At 62.1% G+C, this 16,098-nt stretch carries 13 protein-coding genes and 1 pseudogene; 9 read left to right on the forward strand and 5 right to left on the reverse strand.

Annotated features, from left to right (window positions below; translation table 11 throughout):
- Positions 1–9: 9 nt before the first annotated feature.
- The gene (locus tag A3A9_RS0127490; RefSeq protein WP_027061508.1) at positions 10–1,458 is read right to left on the reverse strand and encodes a helix-turn-helix domain-containing protein; all 1,449 of its coding nucleotides are present in this window, start codon (positions 1,456–1,458) and stop codon (positions 10–12) included.
- 237 nt (positions 1,459–1,695) lie between these two features.
- Here A3A9_RS0127490 and aceA point away from each other — a divergent pair, with 237 nt between their 5' ends.
- From aceA to A3A9_RS0127510, 3 genes are all read left to right on the forward strand, one after another.
- Entirely contained in the window at positions 1,696–2,985 is a 1,290-nt protein-coding gene (aceA, locus tag A3A9_RS0127495) for an isocitrate lyase (protein WP_027033534.1), read from the forward strand.
- A 58-nt stretch (positions 2,986–3,043) separates the two neighbouring features.
- Positions 3,044–3,286, forward strand: a complete 243-nt coding sequence (locus tag A3A9_RS0127500; protein WP_006202762.1) for an SMc00767 family acetate metabolism repressor — start codon at positions 3,044–3,046, stop codon at positions 3,284–3,286.
- A 304-nt stretch (positions 3,287–3,590) separates the two neighbouring features.
- Complete coding sequence (locus A3A9_RS0127510) at positions 3,591–3,971, forward strand: response regulator (RefSeq protein WP_245279136.1); 381 nt, start codon at positions 3,591–3,593, stop codon at positions 3,969–3,971.
- A 48-nt stretch (positions 3,972–4,019) separates the two neighbouring features.
- On the opposite strand, the gene A3A9_RS0127515 is transcribed toward A3A9_RS0127510, so the two are convergent.
- Entirely contained in the window at positions 4,020–4,736 is a 717-nt protein-coding gene (locus A3A9_RS0127515; RefSeq protein WP_027061510.1) for an HAD family hydrolase, read from the reverse strand.
- 147 nt (positions 4,737–4,883) lie between these two features.
- Between A3A9_RS0127515 and A3A9_RS0127520 the strand changes: the two genes are divergently transcribed.
- The 3 genes from A3A9_RS0127520 to A3A9_RS0127530 all read left to right on the forward strand — a co-directional run bounded on the left by A3A9_RS0127520 (position 4,884) and on the right by A3A9_RS0127530 (position 8,875).
- Positions 4,884–6,320, forward strand: coding sequence for a glutamine synthetase family protein (locus A3A9_RS0127520; protein WP_027061511.1), 1,437 nt, complete (start codon positions 4,884–4,886; stop codon positions 6,318–6,320).
- A 110-nt stretch (positions 6,321–6,430) separates the two neighbouring features.
- Positions 6,431–7,717, forward strand: coding sequence for an NAD(P)/FAD-dependent oxidoreductase (locus A3A9_RS0127525; protein WP_027061512.1), 1,287 nt, complete (start codon positions 6,431–6,433; stop codon positions 7,715–7,717).
- Positions 7,718–8,008: 291 nt separating this feature from the next.
- The gene (locus A3A9_RS0127530) at positions 8,009–8,875 is read left to right on the forward strand and encodes an SH3 domain-containing protein (protein ID WP_027061513.1); all 867 of its coding nucleotides are present in this window, start codon (positions 8,009–8,011) and stop codon (positions 8,873–8,875) included.
- A 52-nt stretch (positions 8,876–8,927) separates the two neighbouring features.
- Here A3A9_RS0127530 and A3A9_RS0127535 read toward each other — a convergent pair whose 3' ends face one another.
- Both A3A9_RS0127535 and A3A9_RS0127540 read right to left on the reverse strand, forming a co-directional pair.
- The gene (locus A3A9_RS0127535; RefSeq protein ID WP_033838828.1) at positions 8,928–10,250 is read right to left on the reverse strand and encodes a Mur ligase family protein; all 1,323 of its coding nucleotides are present in this window, start codon (positions 10,248–10,250) and stop codon (positions 8,928–8,930) included.
- Between the two features lie 55 nt (positions 10,251–10,305).
- Positions 10,306–11,052 carry an SDR family oxidoreductase gene (locus A3A9_RS0127540; protein ID WP_027033527.1) on the reverse strand — a complete coding sequence of 249 codons (747 nt, stop codon included), beginning with the start codon at positions 11,050–11,052 and terminating at the stop codon, positions 10,306–10,308.
- A 309-nt stretch (positions 11,053–11,361) separates the two neighbouring features.
- Here A3A9_RS0127540 and zwf point away from each other — a divergent pair, with 309 nt between their 5' ends.
- From zwf to edd, 3 genes are all read left to right on the forward strand, one after another.
- A complete protein-coding gene (zwf, locus tag A3A9_RS0127545; RefSeq protein ID WP_027061515.1) occupies positions 11,362–12,831 on the forward strand; it encodes a glucose-6-phosphate dehydrogenase in 1,470 nt (489 codons plus the stop codon).
- A complete protein-coding gene (gene pgl, locus A3A9_RS0127550) occupies positions 12,813–13,529 on the forward strand; it encodes a 6-phosphogluconolactonase (protein WP_027061516.1) in 717 nt (238 codons plus the stop codon). Before zwf ends, pgl begins: the two co-directional genes overlap by 19 nt.
- A 72-nt stretch (positions 13,530–13,601) precedes the next feature.
- Positions 13,602–15,425, forward strand: coding sequence for a phosphogluconate dehydratase (gene edd, locus A3A9_RS0127555; protein ID WP_027061517.1), 1,824 nt, complete (start codon positions 13,602–13,604; stop codon positions 15,423–15,425).
- Positions 15,426–15,495: 70 nt separating this feature from the next.
- Here the strand turns inward: edd and A3A9_RS0127560 are convergent.
- Positions 15,496–16,098 (reverse strand): annotated as a pseudogene (locus tag A3A9_RS0127560) (vWA domain-containing protein); the annotation flags it as partial.

A 16,098-nucleotide genomic window follows, 5' to 3' on the forward strand; every position in this document is an offset into this window, starting at 1 on the left:
GCTGCCGCGTTACTGGAAATCGAAGGCGCTCAGGCCCGTCACCATCTCGTCGAGGCCGAGCGGACGCGTCACCGGCGGCTCTGCGCGCGACAGGCAGCCTACGCGTTCGCAAAGCCGGCAAGCGGGCCCGACCGGCGTCGCCGCGACAATGCCTGGTCCAGACTTTCCCGCAACCGCCACGCCGGGCAAGGCCGCGCCATAGACGATGTCGTCGCGAAAGCCGATGTCGCAGCCGAGCAGCAGCGCGGTGCGGCGCGGACGCTCCGAGAATGCGCCCTGTGGCCCCTCCAGCGTGCGGGCGATGCACAAGAACTCGGCGCCGTCGGGCATTTCCACCGCTTCGACGAAGACCTGGCCCGGCTGCGTGAAAGCGGCATGCACGGGCAGCTTGGGACAGCCGCCACCGAAGCGGCTGTGCGGAAAGCCCTGGCTGCCAGCCCTGCGGAAGCGGTTCCCGGCATTGTCGACCTCCAGCATGAAGAACGGCACGCCGGGCGCGCCTTGCCGCTGCAGCATGGTCAGCCGGTTCGCCGCCTGCTCGAAGGAGACGCCGAAGCGCGAGCGCAGGACGTCAATGTCGTAGCGGGAGCGAATAGCGGCCGCCTGAAAGGCTTGGTAAGGCATCATCAGCGCATGCGCTGCATAGCGGCCGAGCTCGAAGCGGGCGAGGCGGCGGGCCTCGTCGGTGCTCAGCTTGAGTGCCTGGATCTCGCCGGCGACAGCAACCGTCATGCGGATCAGACAGGCCTCCATCGCCACTTCGCGCAGTTGGTCGAACGGCGACAGCCGCTCGGACAGGAACAAGCGCTGCGAATGGCGATCGTAGCGGCGGCGCCAGTTCGGCATGGTGGCCACCGGCAGCACCTTGACGACGATGCCGTATTCGCGCCTCAGCCAGGCCTTCAGCGCGCCGAACAGATCGTCGCCGGGATCGAGCACCGCGGTGAACGCCTCGGCCTCCGCCTCGAGTGCTGTAAAATGGTTCGGCCGCCGCTCGAAGGTCTCGTGCACCTCATCGATCGGCAGGCGGGCACCGGACAGCGCCGTCGCCCTACCCTCGCGCGCCAGGAGCTCGTTGAGATCGGACAGGCGCTCGGCCTGCTCGCGATAGGCGCGGAACAGTTTTATCACCGCGGCCGACGCATTGGGCGCCGCCTCGGCAAGTTCGATCAGTTCCTGGTCTCCCGGCAATTCGCCGACCAGCAGCGGATCGGTGAAGACTTCCTTCAGGGCCGCCACCGACCCCCTTGCCTCGCCCTGCAGCTCATGCGGGTCGACCTTGTAGACGGATGCCAGCTTGAGGATCAGCTGCACCGTCAGCGGCCGCTGGTTGCGCTCGATCAGGTTGAGATAGGATGGCGAGATGCCGAGCCCCTCGGCCATCGCCGTCTGGGTCAGGCCCTTGGCGTTGCGGATGCGGCGGATGCGCGGACCGGCAAAGATTTTCTGGTCAGCCATCGACTATCCTTGACAGGAATTTACACGGCATTCGCGGCAATTCCATCGCCCTCACATTTACAATCATGACAAATTTACAGCAGCCGCCTGTCAAACACAACACAGGTTTTCTCTTATCTCAAGCTGAGTTTCCTGATTTTTCTGGCGTATTTTGCACCGCAATGTAAATTAAGTCACACACCAACGCCTCAGAAGATTGGCGTGCGGACATAGTGCAGCGATCCTTCGGAGTGACACATGACTGATTTTTACAATCTCGTTCCCTCGGCGCCGGAAGGTCGCTTCGACGGCATCGAACGTCCCTATTCACCGGAGGATGTGAAGCGGCTGCGCGGTTCGGTGCAGATCCGCCAGAGTCTCGCCGAAATGGGCGCCAACCGGCTGTGGAAGCTGATCCACGAGGAAGATTTCGTCAACGCGCTCGGCGCCATGTCCGGCAACCAGGCGATGCAGCAGGTGCGCGCTGGGCTGAAGGCGATCTACCTGTCGGGCTGGCAGGTTGCCGCCGACGCCAACACCGCTTCGGCAATGTATCCCGACCAGTCGCTTTATCCGGCCAACGCCGCGCCCGAACTGGTCAAGCGCATCAACCGGACACTGCAGCGCGCCGACCAGATCGAGACCTCCGAGGGCAATGGCCTTTCGGTCGAGACCTGGTTCGCGCCTATCGTCGCCGACGCGGAAGCCGGCTTCGGCGGGCCGCTCAACGCCTTCGAGATCATGAAGGCGTTCATCGAGGCGGGTGCGGCCGGCGTCCATTATGAGGACCAGCTGGCGTCGGAAAAGAAGTGCGGCCATCTCGGTGGCAAGGTGCTGATCCCGACTGCCGCGCATATTCGCAACCTGAACGCGGCGCGGCTGGCGGCCGACGTGATGGCTACGCCGACCCTGGTCGTGGCGCGCACCGACGCGGAAGCCGCGAAGCTTCTGACATCAGATATCGACGAGCGCGACCAGCCCTTCGTCGACTACGACGCCGGCCGCACGGTGGAAGGCTTCTACCAGGTCAGGAACGGCATCGAACCGTGCATAGCGCGCGCCGTCGCCTATGCGCCTTATGCGGACCTGATCTGGTGCGAAACCTCGAAGCCCGACCTGGCGCAGGCCAAGAAATTTGCCGAAGGCGTGCGCAGGCACCATCCGGGCAAGCTGCTCGCCTATAATTGCTCGCCCTCGTTCAACTGGAAGAAGAACCTCGACGACGCGACGATCGCCAAATTCCAGAGGGAACTCGGCGCCATGGGCTACAAGTTCCAGTTCATCACGCTCGCCGGCTTCCACCAGCTCAACTACGGCATGTTCGAACTGGCGCGCGGTTACAAGGCGCGGCAGATGGCAGCCTATTCCGAGTTGCAGGAGGCCGAGTTCGCCGCTGAAGCCAATGGCTACACCGCGACCAAGCACCAGCGCGAGGTCGGCACCGGCTATTTCGACGCCGTGTCGATGGCGATCACCGGCGGCAAGTCGTCGACCACCGCCATGCACGAATCGACCGAGCACGCGCAGTTCAAGCCGGCCGCGGAATAGCGGACCAGGAAACAACCGAGGAAACGCCCAACCGGGCTTCAGACACAGGAGAAGACCAATGGCATCGATAAGCCGCGTCAAGGAACGTGCGGAAGAACAATCGACCACGATGAGCGTCGACCAGCAAGCGACGATCCGGATGCTGGCCAACGACCTGCACAGGTTGAACCAGTCGGTGATGAAGGCGGTCGAGGCGGGCGTCTCGGTGGAACTCGTGCGCTCGGCCAGGCACCATGGCGGCGACGGCAATTGGGGCGATCTGCTGATCCCTGTGATCGTCACCCAGCAGAGCCATGGCTGACCGGAAATCGCTGCAACCGACCCTTCACCTGCGCAGCATATGCGCAGGTGAATTTTATTTTTACGCAACCAATCCATGGACAGGGCAGTACAGTACTGTTGCTTGACTCCACTGTCGGAGGAAGTGTTTCCAAAGGCCTTTTATTTCAACTTGACATGGGGGGCGATCTCACGCCAATTGTCGGCCAGATTCAACTCTGCATTGAAATAGGGGCGAGCTTCTTGGCCGACTTGGGTGCCCAGTGAGTAGCGAGGGCGAGACCGCAAAACATCCGAATCTGGTGACCCAGGATTCAAGCGCCGAGATGACCCGCAGTCCCTCACAAGTGCTTGTTGTCGGGAAATCGCCGATCAATCGCGTGGTGGTGTCAAAAATTGTCGAGCGATCCGGGCTCAGGCCGATCTCGGAATCGCCTGACATGGCGGCGAAAACCTTGCGGACGCTGGTGCCAGGCGTGATTGTGCTCGACGGCGGCGCAGACAACAAGGACTGCGACACTCTGATGTCCGGCATCGAAACGCTGCGGCGGGCTTCGGGCAAATCGCTTCCTTCCGTCATCCTGCTTTCAACCAAGACTGGCACACCGGAGAGCCTCGGCCTGTCGAGCGTCATTGACGTAGTGGTCGCCAAGCCGATCACGCCTGAGCGGCTGCAACCGGTGATCGATCGCCTGATCAGCCGCTAACGGTTTTTTCGCCCGCGGTTATTCAGAATAAAAACGTGAAAGCTGCGATCAAGCTGGGTTCTTGATGCCGTCGACCAGTCCAGGCAATTGCCCGAGATCGGATATCTGGCGGAACCGCGGCTCGGCGATCGGCGCCTCGACATGCTCGAGCACCCAGGTCAGTTCGTGCGGCACATGGACACCCCAGCCGCCGGCCTCGATGGCCGGCACCACATCCGACTTCAGCGAATTGCCGACCATCATGCTCTTTGCGGGACCATCACCGTGGCGGCTGAAGAGGCGCGCATAGGTCGCGGCATTCTTGTCGCTGACGATCTCGACCGCGTTGAACAGGTCGCCGAGGCCAGAGCCTGCCAGCTTGCGCTCCTGGTCGAAGAGGTCACCCTTGGTGATGAGCACGAGGCGGTATGCGCCGGCGAGCTTCTCCACCGCCTCACGCGCATGCGGCAAGACCTCGATCGGATGGCTCAGCATCTCGCGGCCGGCATCGAGAATCTCCGCTATGACCGACGCCGGCACGCGCCCGTCGGTGACTTCGATCGCCGTCTCGATCATCGACAGGGTAAAGCCCTTGATGCCAAAGCCATAGACGGCAAGGTTGCGCCGTTCGGCCTCTAGCAATCGTGCCGAGATCTGTTTCTCCTCGCCATGATCGGCGAGCATGGCGGCGAAGCGCTTCTCGGTCATGCGGAAGAATTGTTCGTTCTGCCAAAGCGTGTCATCGGCGTCGAAGCCTATCGTGGTCACGTCGCTGCTGGTTCGCATTGCCGACTTTCTTGAGTTCAAGGAAGGCCGAACCTAAGCCGACCCGGACGCGATTTTCAACCGTGAAGGCAAATGCCGACGGCGGCTCCCCTTCCCTTCCACGGTGGCGAACGGCTATAGTTCGCAATCCGCAACCCAATCTGGTGAATGATGCCGCCTGCAAAAAAGGAAGTCCGTCCGTCGAGCCGCGGAGGACGGGCGCGCACGCCTGCCTTCGTGAAAAACCTGCGTGGTGTGAAGAACTGGAAGGAAGTCAGCGAATGGCTGGAATGGCGCGGCATCGAGGACATCGAATGCATCACGCCTGATCAAGCCGGTGTCGCGCGCGGCAAGATGATGCCGTCGAAGAAATTCACCTCCAACACCTCGCTTGCGTTGCCTTCGGCCGTCTTCATGACGACGATTTCCGGCGGTTACCCCGAAGACGGCAACGGCTTCCACTATCCGGAAGATGACGGCGATCTCAAGCTGATGCCGGACCTGTCGACGCTGACAGTGGTGCCCTGGGAAGAAGACCCGACGGCCGCCGTCATCTGCGACCTCGTCCACCAGGATGGCCGCTCGGTCGAATTCACGCCGCGCAATGTGTTGAAGCGCGTGCTTGCCGCCTATGACAAGCTCGGGCTGAAGCCGGTGGTGGCACCCGAGATCGAATTCTACCTGGTACGCAAGAATCCAGACCCGGACTATCCGCTGACCCCGCCTGTCGGCCGCTCGGGGCGCGCAATCGGCGGCGGCGCCGGCTATTCGATCGCCGGCGTCAACGAGTTCGACGAACTGATCGACGACATCTACCACTTCTCCGAAAGCCAGGGCCTGGAGATCGACACGCTCATCCATGAAGAGGGCGCCGGCCAGCTCGAGATCAATCTGCGCCACGGCGATCCCGTCGAACTCGCCGACCAGGTGTTCATGTTCAAGCGCACCATTCGCGAAGCCGCGCTCAAGCACGAGATCTATGCCACCTTCATGGCCAAGCCGATCCAGGGCCAGCCGGGCTCGGCCATGCATATCCATCAGTCGATCATCGACAAGAAGACCGGCAGGAACATCTTCTCCGCCGAGGACGGCTCGGAGACCGAGGACTTTTTCCATTTTATCGGAGGCATGCAGAAGCATGTGCCGAACGCGCTGGTGATGTTCGCACCCTACGTCAATTCCTACCGCCGGCTGACCCGGTCGGCCTCGGCTCCGGTCAATAACAAATGGGGCTATGACAACCGCACCACGGCGTTCCGTGTGCCGCGTTCTGATCCGGCGGCGCGACGTGTCGAAAACCGCATCCCTTCCTCCGATGCCAATCCTTATCTGGCGCTGGCGGCCTCGCTTGCCTGCGGACTGATCGGGATCACCAACAAACTCAAAGCCGAGCCCCCGGTGCTGACGACCGCCAATGCGCACGAGATCGACCTGCCACGCAGCCTGCTCGAAGCCGTCGACCTGTTCGAGGGCGATGAGGAACTCTGCGCGCTGCTGGGCAAGTCCTTCGCCGCGACTTATGCGGCGATCAAGCGGGCGGAATTCGAGACGTTCATGGAAGTGATCAGCCCGTGGGAGCGGGAGTATTTGTTGCTCAACGTTTGAAGAAGCGAATAGCGAATAGCGAATAGCGAATAGAAGCAATATCGGCCGCCTTCCCTACTCGCTATTCGCTCTTCTACCCCGTTCCAAATCTCCCGAGTCTTCGCCGCATCATGCCCTACCAATCTCCCATCTCTCCCGGCCGTTCCTGGTATGAGGATACGGCCGGGCCACGGCCTGAATATCCAGCGCTGGACGGTGACCGGGCCTGCGACGTCGTCATCATCGGCGGTGGTTTCACCGGTCTGTCGGCGGCGACGCATCTTGCCAAGGCGGGGACCAATGTCGTCTTGATCGAGGCGCATCGCTTTGGCGACGGCGCTTCGGGCCGCAATGGCGGGCAGCTTGGCACCGGACAGCGCGCCTGGGCCGAGGACATGGAGGCCGAACACGGTCTGTCCCGCGCCAGGGCGCTGTTCGATCTTGCCGAGGAGGCAAAGGCGCATCTCATCGAATTCGCCGCCATCAACCAGATCGACATCGACTATATGCCGGGCCAGCTCTCGGTGGCGCACAAGCCGCGCTATGTCGACGATTACAAGGCGCATGCCGAGATCATGGCCAGCCGCTTCTCCTATCCGCATATCTCCTTCATGGATGCGAAGGAGACGGCGGAGCGGCTGGGCTCGACCGCCTATTTCGGCGGTGCACGCGACACCGGCACCGGCCATATCCATCCCATGAAACTGGTGATCGGCACGGCGCGAGTGGCGGCGCAGGCAGGCGCACAGCTGTTTGAAAAGACGCCGTCTACCGGCATCGTCTCCGCTGGCGGCAAGGTCAGGGTTTCCACGCCGAGAGGCACGATATCGGCACAAAAGTGCCTGATTGCAGTCAACGCCTATGGCGGCACACTCGAGCCGGTGAGCGCGGCGCACATCATGCCGATCGGGTCATTCATTGGTGCGACCGTGCCCTTGGGTGTGGATTCGAAAGTGCTGGCGGGCGGCGAGGCCGTCGATGATTCCCGCTTCGTGGTGCGCTATTTCCGCAAATCGAGGGATGGGCGGCTGCTGTTCGGCGGACGCGAGGTCTATGGCGTCAACGACCCAAAGGACATCCACATCCACATCCGCCGGCAGATCGTGGAGCTCTACCCGGCATTGAAGGATGTCGAGATCACCCATGGCTGGGGCGGCTATGTCGGCATCACCGTGCCGAGAAAGCCGTTCGTGCGCGAAGTGATGCCCAATGTGATCTCGGCCGGCGGCTATTCCGGCCATGGCGTCATGCTGTCGAACTTCTTCGGCAAGCTCTATGCCGAGACAATTGCCGGCAATCGCGATCGGCTGAAGCTCATCGAGGACCTGAAAATTCCGCCATTTCCCGGTGGCCGCCGTTTCCGCGCACCCTTGCTTTTCCTGGCGCTTAACTGGTTCGCATTGCGGGACAGAATCTAGGCGGGACCGGATCGCCACGGTCCCATGCCATCACGATCTCATGTAATATTGTAATATTCATTGTAACATTTGTTGCCCTAGCGGCACATTGCGGAAATGCCGGCAAAGGCGCAGAATCCCCAGTAAAGGCGTACTGATGCCACAATCGCGGGCGAAAGGTTCCCGCTTCTGGGCCATTATTCGGGGATTGCTGCGGGCTTGTCCGCGTTGATTTTGGGACCGATGCCGATCAGACGCCGGACTTCCGGCAGTGATCGAAAGAACATTGGCCCACTTATGGAGGTGGCAAGAGTGAGAGAGCCCTTCAGTTTCGGTACGCCGGAACGTCGGCGCTTTGCCATGCAGTTCGGATACGACATGCGGCCGTCCTTCTGGCAGGAAGTCCGTTCGAACTCGCATCTGGTGATTGCAGCGGTCGGCACCGCCGCGCTGCTCGGCGTGGCTGCGGTGGCGCTCTGGCTGGCACTGCCGACGAGCGAGCGGCAGGCAGCCGCCAGCCAGGAACAAAGCATCCCGACCATTCCGGTGAAGACAATGAAGATCGTCCCTGCCGGAACCACGGTGGCCGCCGCGACCGTGCCGCAGGCTGCCCGCAAGTCCGACCAGGTTTCACCGACCGTGGCGGCAGCGAAAGCAAACATACAAGCGCTCGCGGCCAACGATCCTCGCTGGACCGGGGCGCAGCCGAAGACCGCTTCCGCGGCCCCTGATGCCGATCAAGCAGCCGCCCCCAGCCAGGCTGAGCCCGCGCCGGACAAACCGGCTGCCACGGCGGCATTCGCACAATCGGCGACCGATACCGACGCCGCTGACGAGCTTGCCAAGGTTGCCGCCCCGGCAGCGGCGGCAGGCAGCAATCCCGATGGCGCGCAGACCGCTGCCATTCCGGAGGCACAAGTACCGGACCAAAAACCCGCGAATGCGCAAGACGAGGATGGCGCAGCCAAAGCGAGGCCACGAAAGGTGGCGGCGGCTGGCAGCGGCCGCATCCTCAGGGCTGTGACCATGCGCAATGCTCCGAAAAAGGGAGCTACCCCCATCGGTACAGTGCCTGCCCGGACCTCAGTGCAGCTGTTAGGCTGCAAACAGTGGTGCGAGATCGTCTACAACGGAAAGCACGGCTGGATCTACAAGAGCTACATCAAGCCCGGCGCCTGACGCGTTTCGTCAATTCACTCCGCGACGCAATGGCCCGGGAGCACGCGCCCAATCAAAGCGGCGGCCTGCCACCCAAGAGATGGCGGATAAACTCCCACCTGCGGGCACGCCTTCGCTGAAGGAGGCGCGGCCTATGCTGTTCGAACGGCACTTGGTAGAGCCCGCACGCTCGGCATCCTTCTTCCTTGCCGCAAGCGGTCTCCCAGCATCTGACATCATGCGTCCAGGACAGCGCGACCCTTTCCAGATGTAGATTGGCCGAACTTTTAAGCAATATCAGTTCTCCCCGCAAAGCCGTCTGCTTGATAAACTCGGAGACTTCCTTCGGGCTTCTGATTTCTCGAAATCGGCCATTGTCGCGATCTGCTTGACCTGCCCTCGAACGATGCGCGTTGTCTCCAACATAGATCACCTGGTCGGCAGCCTCGCGTGCGGACTGATAGGCGGCAGCGTATTTTCTGCTCGAACCGGCGTAGTCCGAAATCTGGCCGAGCACGATTCGCTTTCGTCTGGCAGCAGCCTTCGACATAAAATCGATAGCAAGGTTGATAGAGTGCCAAGGCGCCTTTGCCGTATCGATGATGAATTCAGGGCCGCCCTCGGTGACGAACACCTCGCACCTGTTTTGCAAAGGCAAGAATGTTTCCAGCCGCGAGGCTACGATTTCCGGTGGGACACCGAGTTCGAGTGCCGAGACAGTGGCTGCGGCCAACGGCAACCAGAAATAATCAGCGGGAAACGGAGCGGTCAGCGCAAGGGTATTTTGTTTCCAATGTACCTTGAATGTCAGCGGATCAGGATAACCGGCACGAACGTCGCTGATGCGATAGTCTGCACCATCTGACATCCCGAAAGTGACGACGCGGCACTTGGCGCCTGCCGCCATGGCTTTAACATGGGGATCGTCGACGTTGAGGATCGCAAGCCCATCTGATGGCAGAGCGTCAACCAGCACGCGCTTTTCTTCCGCGACGTTCTCAAGCGTCCTGAAATTCTTGAAATGCTCCAGACGGACCATGGTAACGATAGCAACACTCGGTCTCAGCAGTTCCACCATCGGGCCTATCGAGCCCTTGCCACGCGCACCGACCTCAGAGACGACATAGTCGAAGTTGCTGTTGTTGACGCGTTTGCAGAGCGCGGAGATAAGCGCCGTGATGGAGTTGACGAGCACCTGTGAATAGACGGATGCATGCCCACCAGCAAGTAAATGCGCCAGCAGAGTTGCAGTGGTCGATTTGCCCGAGCTTCCGGTTACACCGATGAAGGTGGCCCCACTGTTGGCGCGAGCCCGCTTCGCACGATACAACCTCACCCTGTACCTTGCGCCATGGCGAATATTGCGCAGTGCCAATTTCAACCTTACGACGACCATTGCTAGCCCCTGTCAACTTACACCTTCAGTAACATAGGTTCGTTGTCGACGCTCCTCAGATGCAGCGGCCGCCGTCGACTTCCAACGCCACACCGGTGATGAAGGCGGCTTCGTCGGACGCAAGCCACAGTGCCGCGTTGGCGATGTCGAGCGGCGTCGAAAGCCGGCCGAGCGGGATCGAGGCGCGGAATTTCTCGCGGATTTCGGGCGTGTCGGCGCCCATGAATTTTTCGAGCATGCCGGTTTCGCCGGCGACCGGGCAGAGACAGTTGACGCGGATGTTCTTCGGGGCGAGTTCCACGGCCATCGACTTGGTGGCAGTGATCGCCCAGCCTTTCGAGGCGTTGTACCAGGTGAGGCCGGGTCGTGGCCGCAGACCGGCGGTGGAGGCCGTAGTCAGGATGACGCCGCCGCCTTGCCGGTCCATGATCGGCACCACGGCAAGGGCGGCATGATAGATCGCCTTCATGTTGACGGCGGTGATCAGATCAAAGGTTTCCTCGTCGACCTTGAGCATGTCGCCGTTGCGATGGGTGAAGCCGGCGTTGTTGACCATGATGTCGATACGGCCAAAGGCGCTCTTGGCGGCATAGACCATTTCGTCGAATTCAGAGCGTAAGGAAACATCGGTCTGCGTCCAGATCGCCGCCTCGCCGATTTCATTGGCGACGCGCTCCGCACCTTTGGCATTGAGGTCGGCGACCACCACGCGCGCGCCTTCTTCGGCAAAGCGCTTGGCCATGCCTTCGCCGAACCCGGCTGCCGCGCCGGTGATGATGGCGACCTTGTTTTCCAGACGCATGTTTTTCCCGCTCATCGATATCTCCCCGCAACCAATAAGGCGACCGACTGCCGTGGCCCATGCCGTGACAAGCAACACGCCATTTCTCCCTTAGCTTTCGTCACATTCACGTTCTATGCTGCAACTGCGAAAGCTTCCGGAGTGCTCGTTCACCGACAAGCCTCCGGGTAGCGCCAGTGTCAAGCGCACACGTGGACCCAATCACTATCCGGCGATTGGTCCTCGATGTGACACCATGGCACTGGAAAATTTAAATCGATTAGAATATATCAGCCGCGTACTCGCGACCGGCGTCAGAGCGGACAGACCATGACCAGCCAGATCATCCCCGTCGACCCTTTCGACTTCATCATTTTCGGTGGCACCGGCGACTTGTCGGAGCGCAAGCTTCTGCCGTCGCTCTACTATCGCCAGCGCGACCATCAATTCTCCGAGCCGACGCGCATCATCGGAACGTCGCGTTCGAAGATGACCGACGAGGAATTCCAGGCCTTCGCCAAGCAGGCGATCTCCGACCACGTCAAACCAGCCGATATCGACGCCAAGGAACTGAAGACCTTCCTGGCGCGACTTTCCTACGTCTCAGCCGACGCAACGACCGGCGCCGGCTTCGACAAGCTGAAAAAGGCGATCGGCGAGAGCGAAAACATCCGCGCCTTCTATCTTGCCGTGGCGCCGGCGCTGTTCGGCGATATCTCGCACAAACTCAAAGAGCATAAGCTGATCACGCCGAATTCGCGCATCGTGCTGGAGAAGCCGATCGGCCGCGACCTTGCCTCGGCGCGGGCGCTGAACGATCTGGTCGGCGACGACTTCCACGAAAGCCAGATCTTCCGCATCGACCACTATCTCGGCAAGGAGACGGTGCAGAACCTGATGGCACTGCGCTTTGCCAACGCGCTCTACGAGCCGCTGTGGAACTCCGCCCATATCGACCACGTGCAGATCACCGTCGCCGAGACGGTGGGCCTGGAAGACCGTGTCACCTATTACGACAAGGCCGGCGCGCTGCGCGACATGGTGCAGAACCACATGCTGCAACTCTTATGCCTGGTCGCCATGGAGGCGCCGTCGTCGATGGACGCCGACGCGGTGCGCGACGAGAAGCTGAAGGTGTTGCGCGCGCTGAAGCGCATCAACGGCAACGAAGCGCCGAAGCACACCGTGCGTGGCCAGTACCGCGCCGGCGCCTCGGCCAGCGGAGCCGTGAAGGGCTATGTCGAGGAGCTCGCCCACGACAGCAACACCGAGACCTTCGTCGCTATCAAGGCCGAGATCGGCACCTGGCGCTGGGCGGGCGTTCCGTTCTACCTCAGGACCGGCAAACGGCTGGCGACCCGGGTCTCGGAAATCGTCATCGAGTTCAAGCCGATCCCGCATTCGATTTTCGGCGACAGCGCCGGGCCGATCTTCGCCAACCAGCTGGTCATCCGGCTGCAGCCCGACGAAGGCGTCAAGCAGTTCATCATGATCAAGGATCCGGGTCCGGGCGGCATGCGGCTGCGCCAGATCTCGCTCGACATGAGCTTCGCGCAATCCTTCGATGGCCGCGCGCCCGACGCCTATGAACGGCTGATCATGGATGTCATCCGCGGCAACCAGACGCTGTTCATGCGCCGTGACGAAGTGGAAGCGGCCTGGAAATGGATCGACCCGATCCAGAATGCCTGGGAAAGCGCCAGGCAGGAAGCACAGGGCTATACGGCAGGCACCTGGGGGCCATCGGCCTCGATAGCGCTGATCGAACGTGACGGGCGGACATGGCACGAGAGCAATTGAACAGCGCCAGCTACAACTGGAACGCTTTCCCCGGCCGGCCGGAACTGGCGACAGCGCTGGCCGCGAAGGTAGCTGATCGTCTGACCCATGCGATCGGCCAGCGCGGCACGGCGTTGCTGGCCGTCTCCGGCGGCACGACGCCGGCAAAGTTCTTCGCCACCCTCTCGGCGCTGCCTATTGCCTGGGAAAAAGTGATCGTGACGCTGGTTGACGAACGTTTCGTGCCGGCCTCCTCGCCGCGCTCCAATGCCGGGCTGGTTGCCGCCAATCTGTTGCAGAATGCCGCCAAGGCGGCGCGCTTCGTGGCGCTCTATCACGAGGCAGCCGGTATCGCGGACGCCGCGGCATCCGATGAGAAAGCACTCCGCTCCCTGCCTTGGCCACTTGATGTCGTCATCCTCGGCATGGGGCCGGACGGCCACACCGCCTCGTTCTTTCCCGATGCCGATGATCTGGCAAAGCTGCTCGATCCGGCCTCGGACAAGATCATCCTGCCGGTTCACGCGGTCAGCGCGGGTGAACCACGACTGACCCTGACCTTGGCGCGGATCATCGATGCCGGCTTCATCGCGCTGCACATAGAAGGCGAGGACAAGCGCACCGCGTTTGACGGTGCGGTCGCGCCCGGGCCGCAAAAACCGATCCGTGCCGTACTCGACGCTGCACCCAGGCCCGTAGAGGTTTTCTGGGCACCCTGATTTAGATTTTACTGTGGTCCCGGCAATTGCGGGAGGATGTTTCCGGGACCTCGCCTGAAAGGACCGACCGCCATGACCGCAAGACGCGACATCGAGGCCATCACGGAGCGCATCCGCCAACGTTCGAAGGCGGGACGTGAACGCTATCTCGGTCGTATCGCCGAGGCATCGAACCAGACCGCCAACCGGTCGGTGCTGTCCTGCGGCAACCTTGCACACGGCTTTGCAGTGTGCAGCCCCTCGGAAAAGCTGGCGCTCGGCGCCGACAAGGTGCCCAATCTCGGCATCATCACCTCCTACAACGACATGCTGTCGGCGCATCAGCCATTCGAGACCTACCCTGCCCTAATCAAGGAGGCAGCGCGCGAGGCCGGCGGCATCGCCCAGGTCGCCGGCGGCGTGCCGGCGATGTGCGATGGCGTCACCCAGGGGCAGCCCGGCATGGAACTGTCGCTGTTTTCGCGCGACGTGATTGCCATGGCCGCGGCGATTGGCCTGTCGCACAACATGTTCGACGCTGCCGTCTATCTCGGCGTCTGTGACAAGATCGTGCCGGGACTGGTGATCGCGGCACTGACCTTTGGCCATCTGCCGGCGGTGTTCATTCCCGCCGGACCGATGACGACCGGCCTGCCCAATGACGAGAAGGCCAGGGTTCGCCAGCTCTATGCCGAAGGCAAGGCAGGCCGCGCCGAGCTTCTGGAAGCCGAGTCCAAATCGTACCATGGGCCGGGCACCTGCACCTTCTACGGCACGGCCAACTCCAACCAGATGCTGATGGAAATCATGGGCCTGCACACGCCGGGCGCTTCCTTTGTCAACCCAGGTACGCCACTGCGTGAGGCCTTGACCCGTGAGGCGACCAAACAGGCGCTGGCGATCACGGCGCTCGGCAATGCCTATACGCCGGTTGGACGGATGATCGACGAACGCTCTTTCGTGAACGGCGTCGTCGGCCTGCATGCCACGGGCGGCTCGACCAACCACACCATCCACCTCATCGCCATGGCGGCTGCGGCCGGCATTTCATTGAGCTGGCAGGATATTTCGGACCTCTCGGAAGCGGTGCCATTGCTGGCGCGCGTCTATCCCAACGGCCTTGCCGACGTGAACCATTTCCATGCCGCCGGCGGGCTCGGCTTCCTGATCCGCGAACTGCTCGACGAAGGTGTCCTGCACGAGGATGTGCAGACGGTGTGGGGCGAAGGCCTGCGGCCCTATGCGGTTGAGGCAAAGCTCGGCGCCGACGGCAGCGTGGTGCGCGAGGCAGTCCCGCTGCAGAGCGGTGATGAAAAGGTGCTGGCGCCGTTCCACAAGGCCTTTCAGGCGACCGGCGGCCTGAAGGTTCTGGCGGGCAATCTCGGCCACGCCGTCATCAAGACCTCCGCCGTCAAGCCGGAACGGCGCCTCATCGAGGCGCCGGCCAAGGTGTTCGACAGCCAGCAGGGCTTGAACGACGCGTTCAAGGCCGGCACGCTTACCGGAGACTTCATTGCCGTCATCCGCTTCCAGGGGCCAAAGGCCAATGGCATGCCGGAACTGCACAAGCTGACCACCGTGCTCGGCATCCTGCAGGATCGCGGTCAGCGCGTCGCCCTGGTGACAGACGGGCGCATGTCGGGCGCTTCCGGCAAGGTGCCTGCGGCGATCCACGTGACGCCGGAAGCGGTCGAGGACGGGCCGATCGCCAGGCTCCATGACGGCGACATCATCCGCCTCGATGCGGACGCCGGCACGCTGGAGGTCATGGTGCCGGCGCCGGAATTCGCGTTGCGCCGCACCGCGGAAGTCGATCTCATCGGCAACGAGTTCGGCTTCGGCCGCGAGCTTTTCGCCGGTTTCCGGCAGCTGGTCGGCCGCGCTGATCATGGCGCCGGCGCGTTCGGAAACGCCTGACCACGTCCTGCGATCGTCCAAACAAAAAGGGCGGCTTTGAGCCGCCCTTTCGCGTTTGTCCGGATTGGACTTACTGGACTTTAAGCTCGGTCCGTTCGCCGGCCTTGACCGTGAAAGGTGTTTCCTTCTCGGCCTTGTCGGTGGTGAAGGTGGTTACGAGCGTGTAGTCGCCCGCCGCGAGCGTCGTCTGCATCTTTTCGCCATAAGCATAAGTCACCTGCTTGCGCTCGCCCTGCAGGTTCTTCTTGGCCTCAAAGATCTTGAAGCCGTCCGCGCCCGGTGCGTCGATCGCCAGGACGCCCGCGTTCAGGATCACATTGACATCGGTCATCTGCCCGACCGTCACGCTGAAAGGCTGTTCGGTGGACACGGCCTGCACGTCGACGCCCATCACATAATCGCCCGGAGGCAGGTCAAACTGGCTGTCGGGACCGTAGGCGTAGGTCACCTGATCACGCGTACCGTCCAGCTTCTTGGCCGCCTTGTACACCTTCCATCCCACATCCGTTTCGGCCTTCTCGCCTCCCTGGGTGTAGAAGGCGTTGGCCTTGGCCTTGCCGACGCCGACGATGATGTCCTTGTCAACGATCTGGCCGGCGGCGAGCTGCATGGTCTCGCTCGCCTCGCCGGCTCCAAGCTTCACGGTGACCTTGGTCTCGCCGGCCGGAACGAC

Origin of the sequence: Mesorhizobium loti CJ3sym (genome assembly GCF_000472785.1) — a bacterium.
GTDB classification, from domain to species: domain Bacteria; phylum Pseudomonadota; class Alphaproteobacteria; order Rhizobiales; family Rhizobiaceae; genus Mesorhizobium; species Mesorhizobium loti_E.

Coding starts and splice junctions, on each gene's coding strand:
- A3A9_RS0127490 (WP_027061508.1), bottom strand. CDS start 1,458: ATGGCTGACCAGAAAATCTTTGCCGGTCCGCGCATCCGCCGCATCCGC.
- aceA (WP_027033534.1), top strand. CDS start 1,696: ATGACTGATTTTTACAATCTCGTTCCCTCGGCGCCGGAAGGTCGCTTC.
- A3A9_RS0127500 (WP_006202762.1), top strand. CDS start 3,044: ATGGCATCGATAAGCCGCGTCAAGGAACGTGCGGAAGAACAATCGACC.
- A3A9_RS0127510 (WP_245279136.1), top strand. CDS start 3,591: ATGACCCGCAGTCCCTCACAAGTGCTTGTTGTCGGGAAATCGCCGATC.
- A3A9_RS0127515 (WP_027061510.1), bottom strand. CDS start 4,736: ATGCGAACCAGCAGCGACGTGACCACGATAGGCTTCGACGCCGATGAC.
- A3A9_RS0127520 (WP_027061511.1), top strand. CDS start 4,884: ATGATGCCGCCTGCAAAAAAGGAAGTCCGTCCGTCGAGCCGCGGAGGA.
- A3A9_RS0127525 (WP_027061512.1), top strand. CDS start 6,431: ATGCCCTACCAATCTCCCATCTCTCCCGGCCGTTCCTGGTATGAGGAT.
- A3A9_RS0127535 (WP_033838828.1), bottom strand. CDS start 10,250: ATGGTCGTCGTAAGGTTGAAATTGGCACTGCGCAATATTCGCCATGGC.
- A3A9_RS0127540 (WP_027033527.1), bottom strand. CDS start 11,052: ATGCGTCTGGAAAACAAGGTCGCCATCATCACCGGCGCGGCAGCCGGG.
- zwf (WP_027061515.1), top strand. CDS start 11,362: ATGACCAGCCAGATCATCCCCGTCGACCCTTTCGACTTCATCATTTTC.
- pgl (WP_027061516.1), top strand. CDS start 12,813: ATGGCACGAGAGCAATTGAACAGCGCCAGCTACAACTGGAACGCTTTC.
- edd (WP_027061517.1), top strand. CDS start 13,602: ATGACCGCAAGACGCGACATCGAGGCCATCACGGAGCGCATCCGCCAA.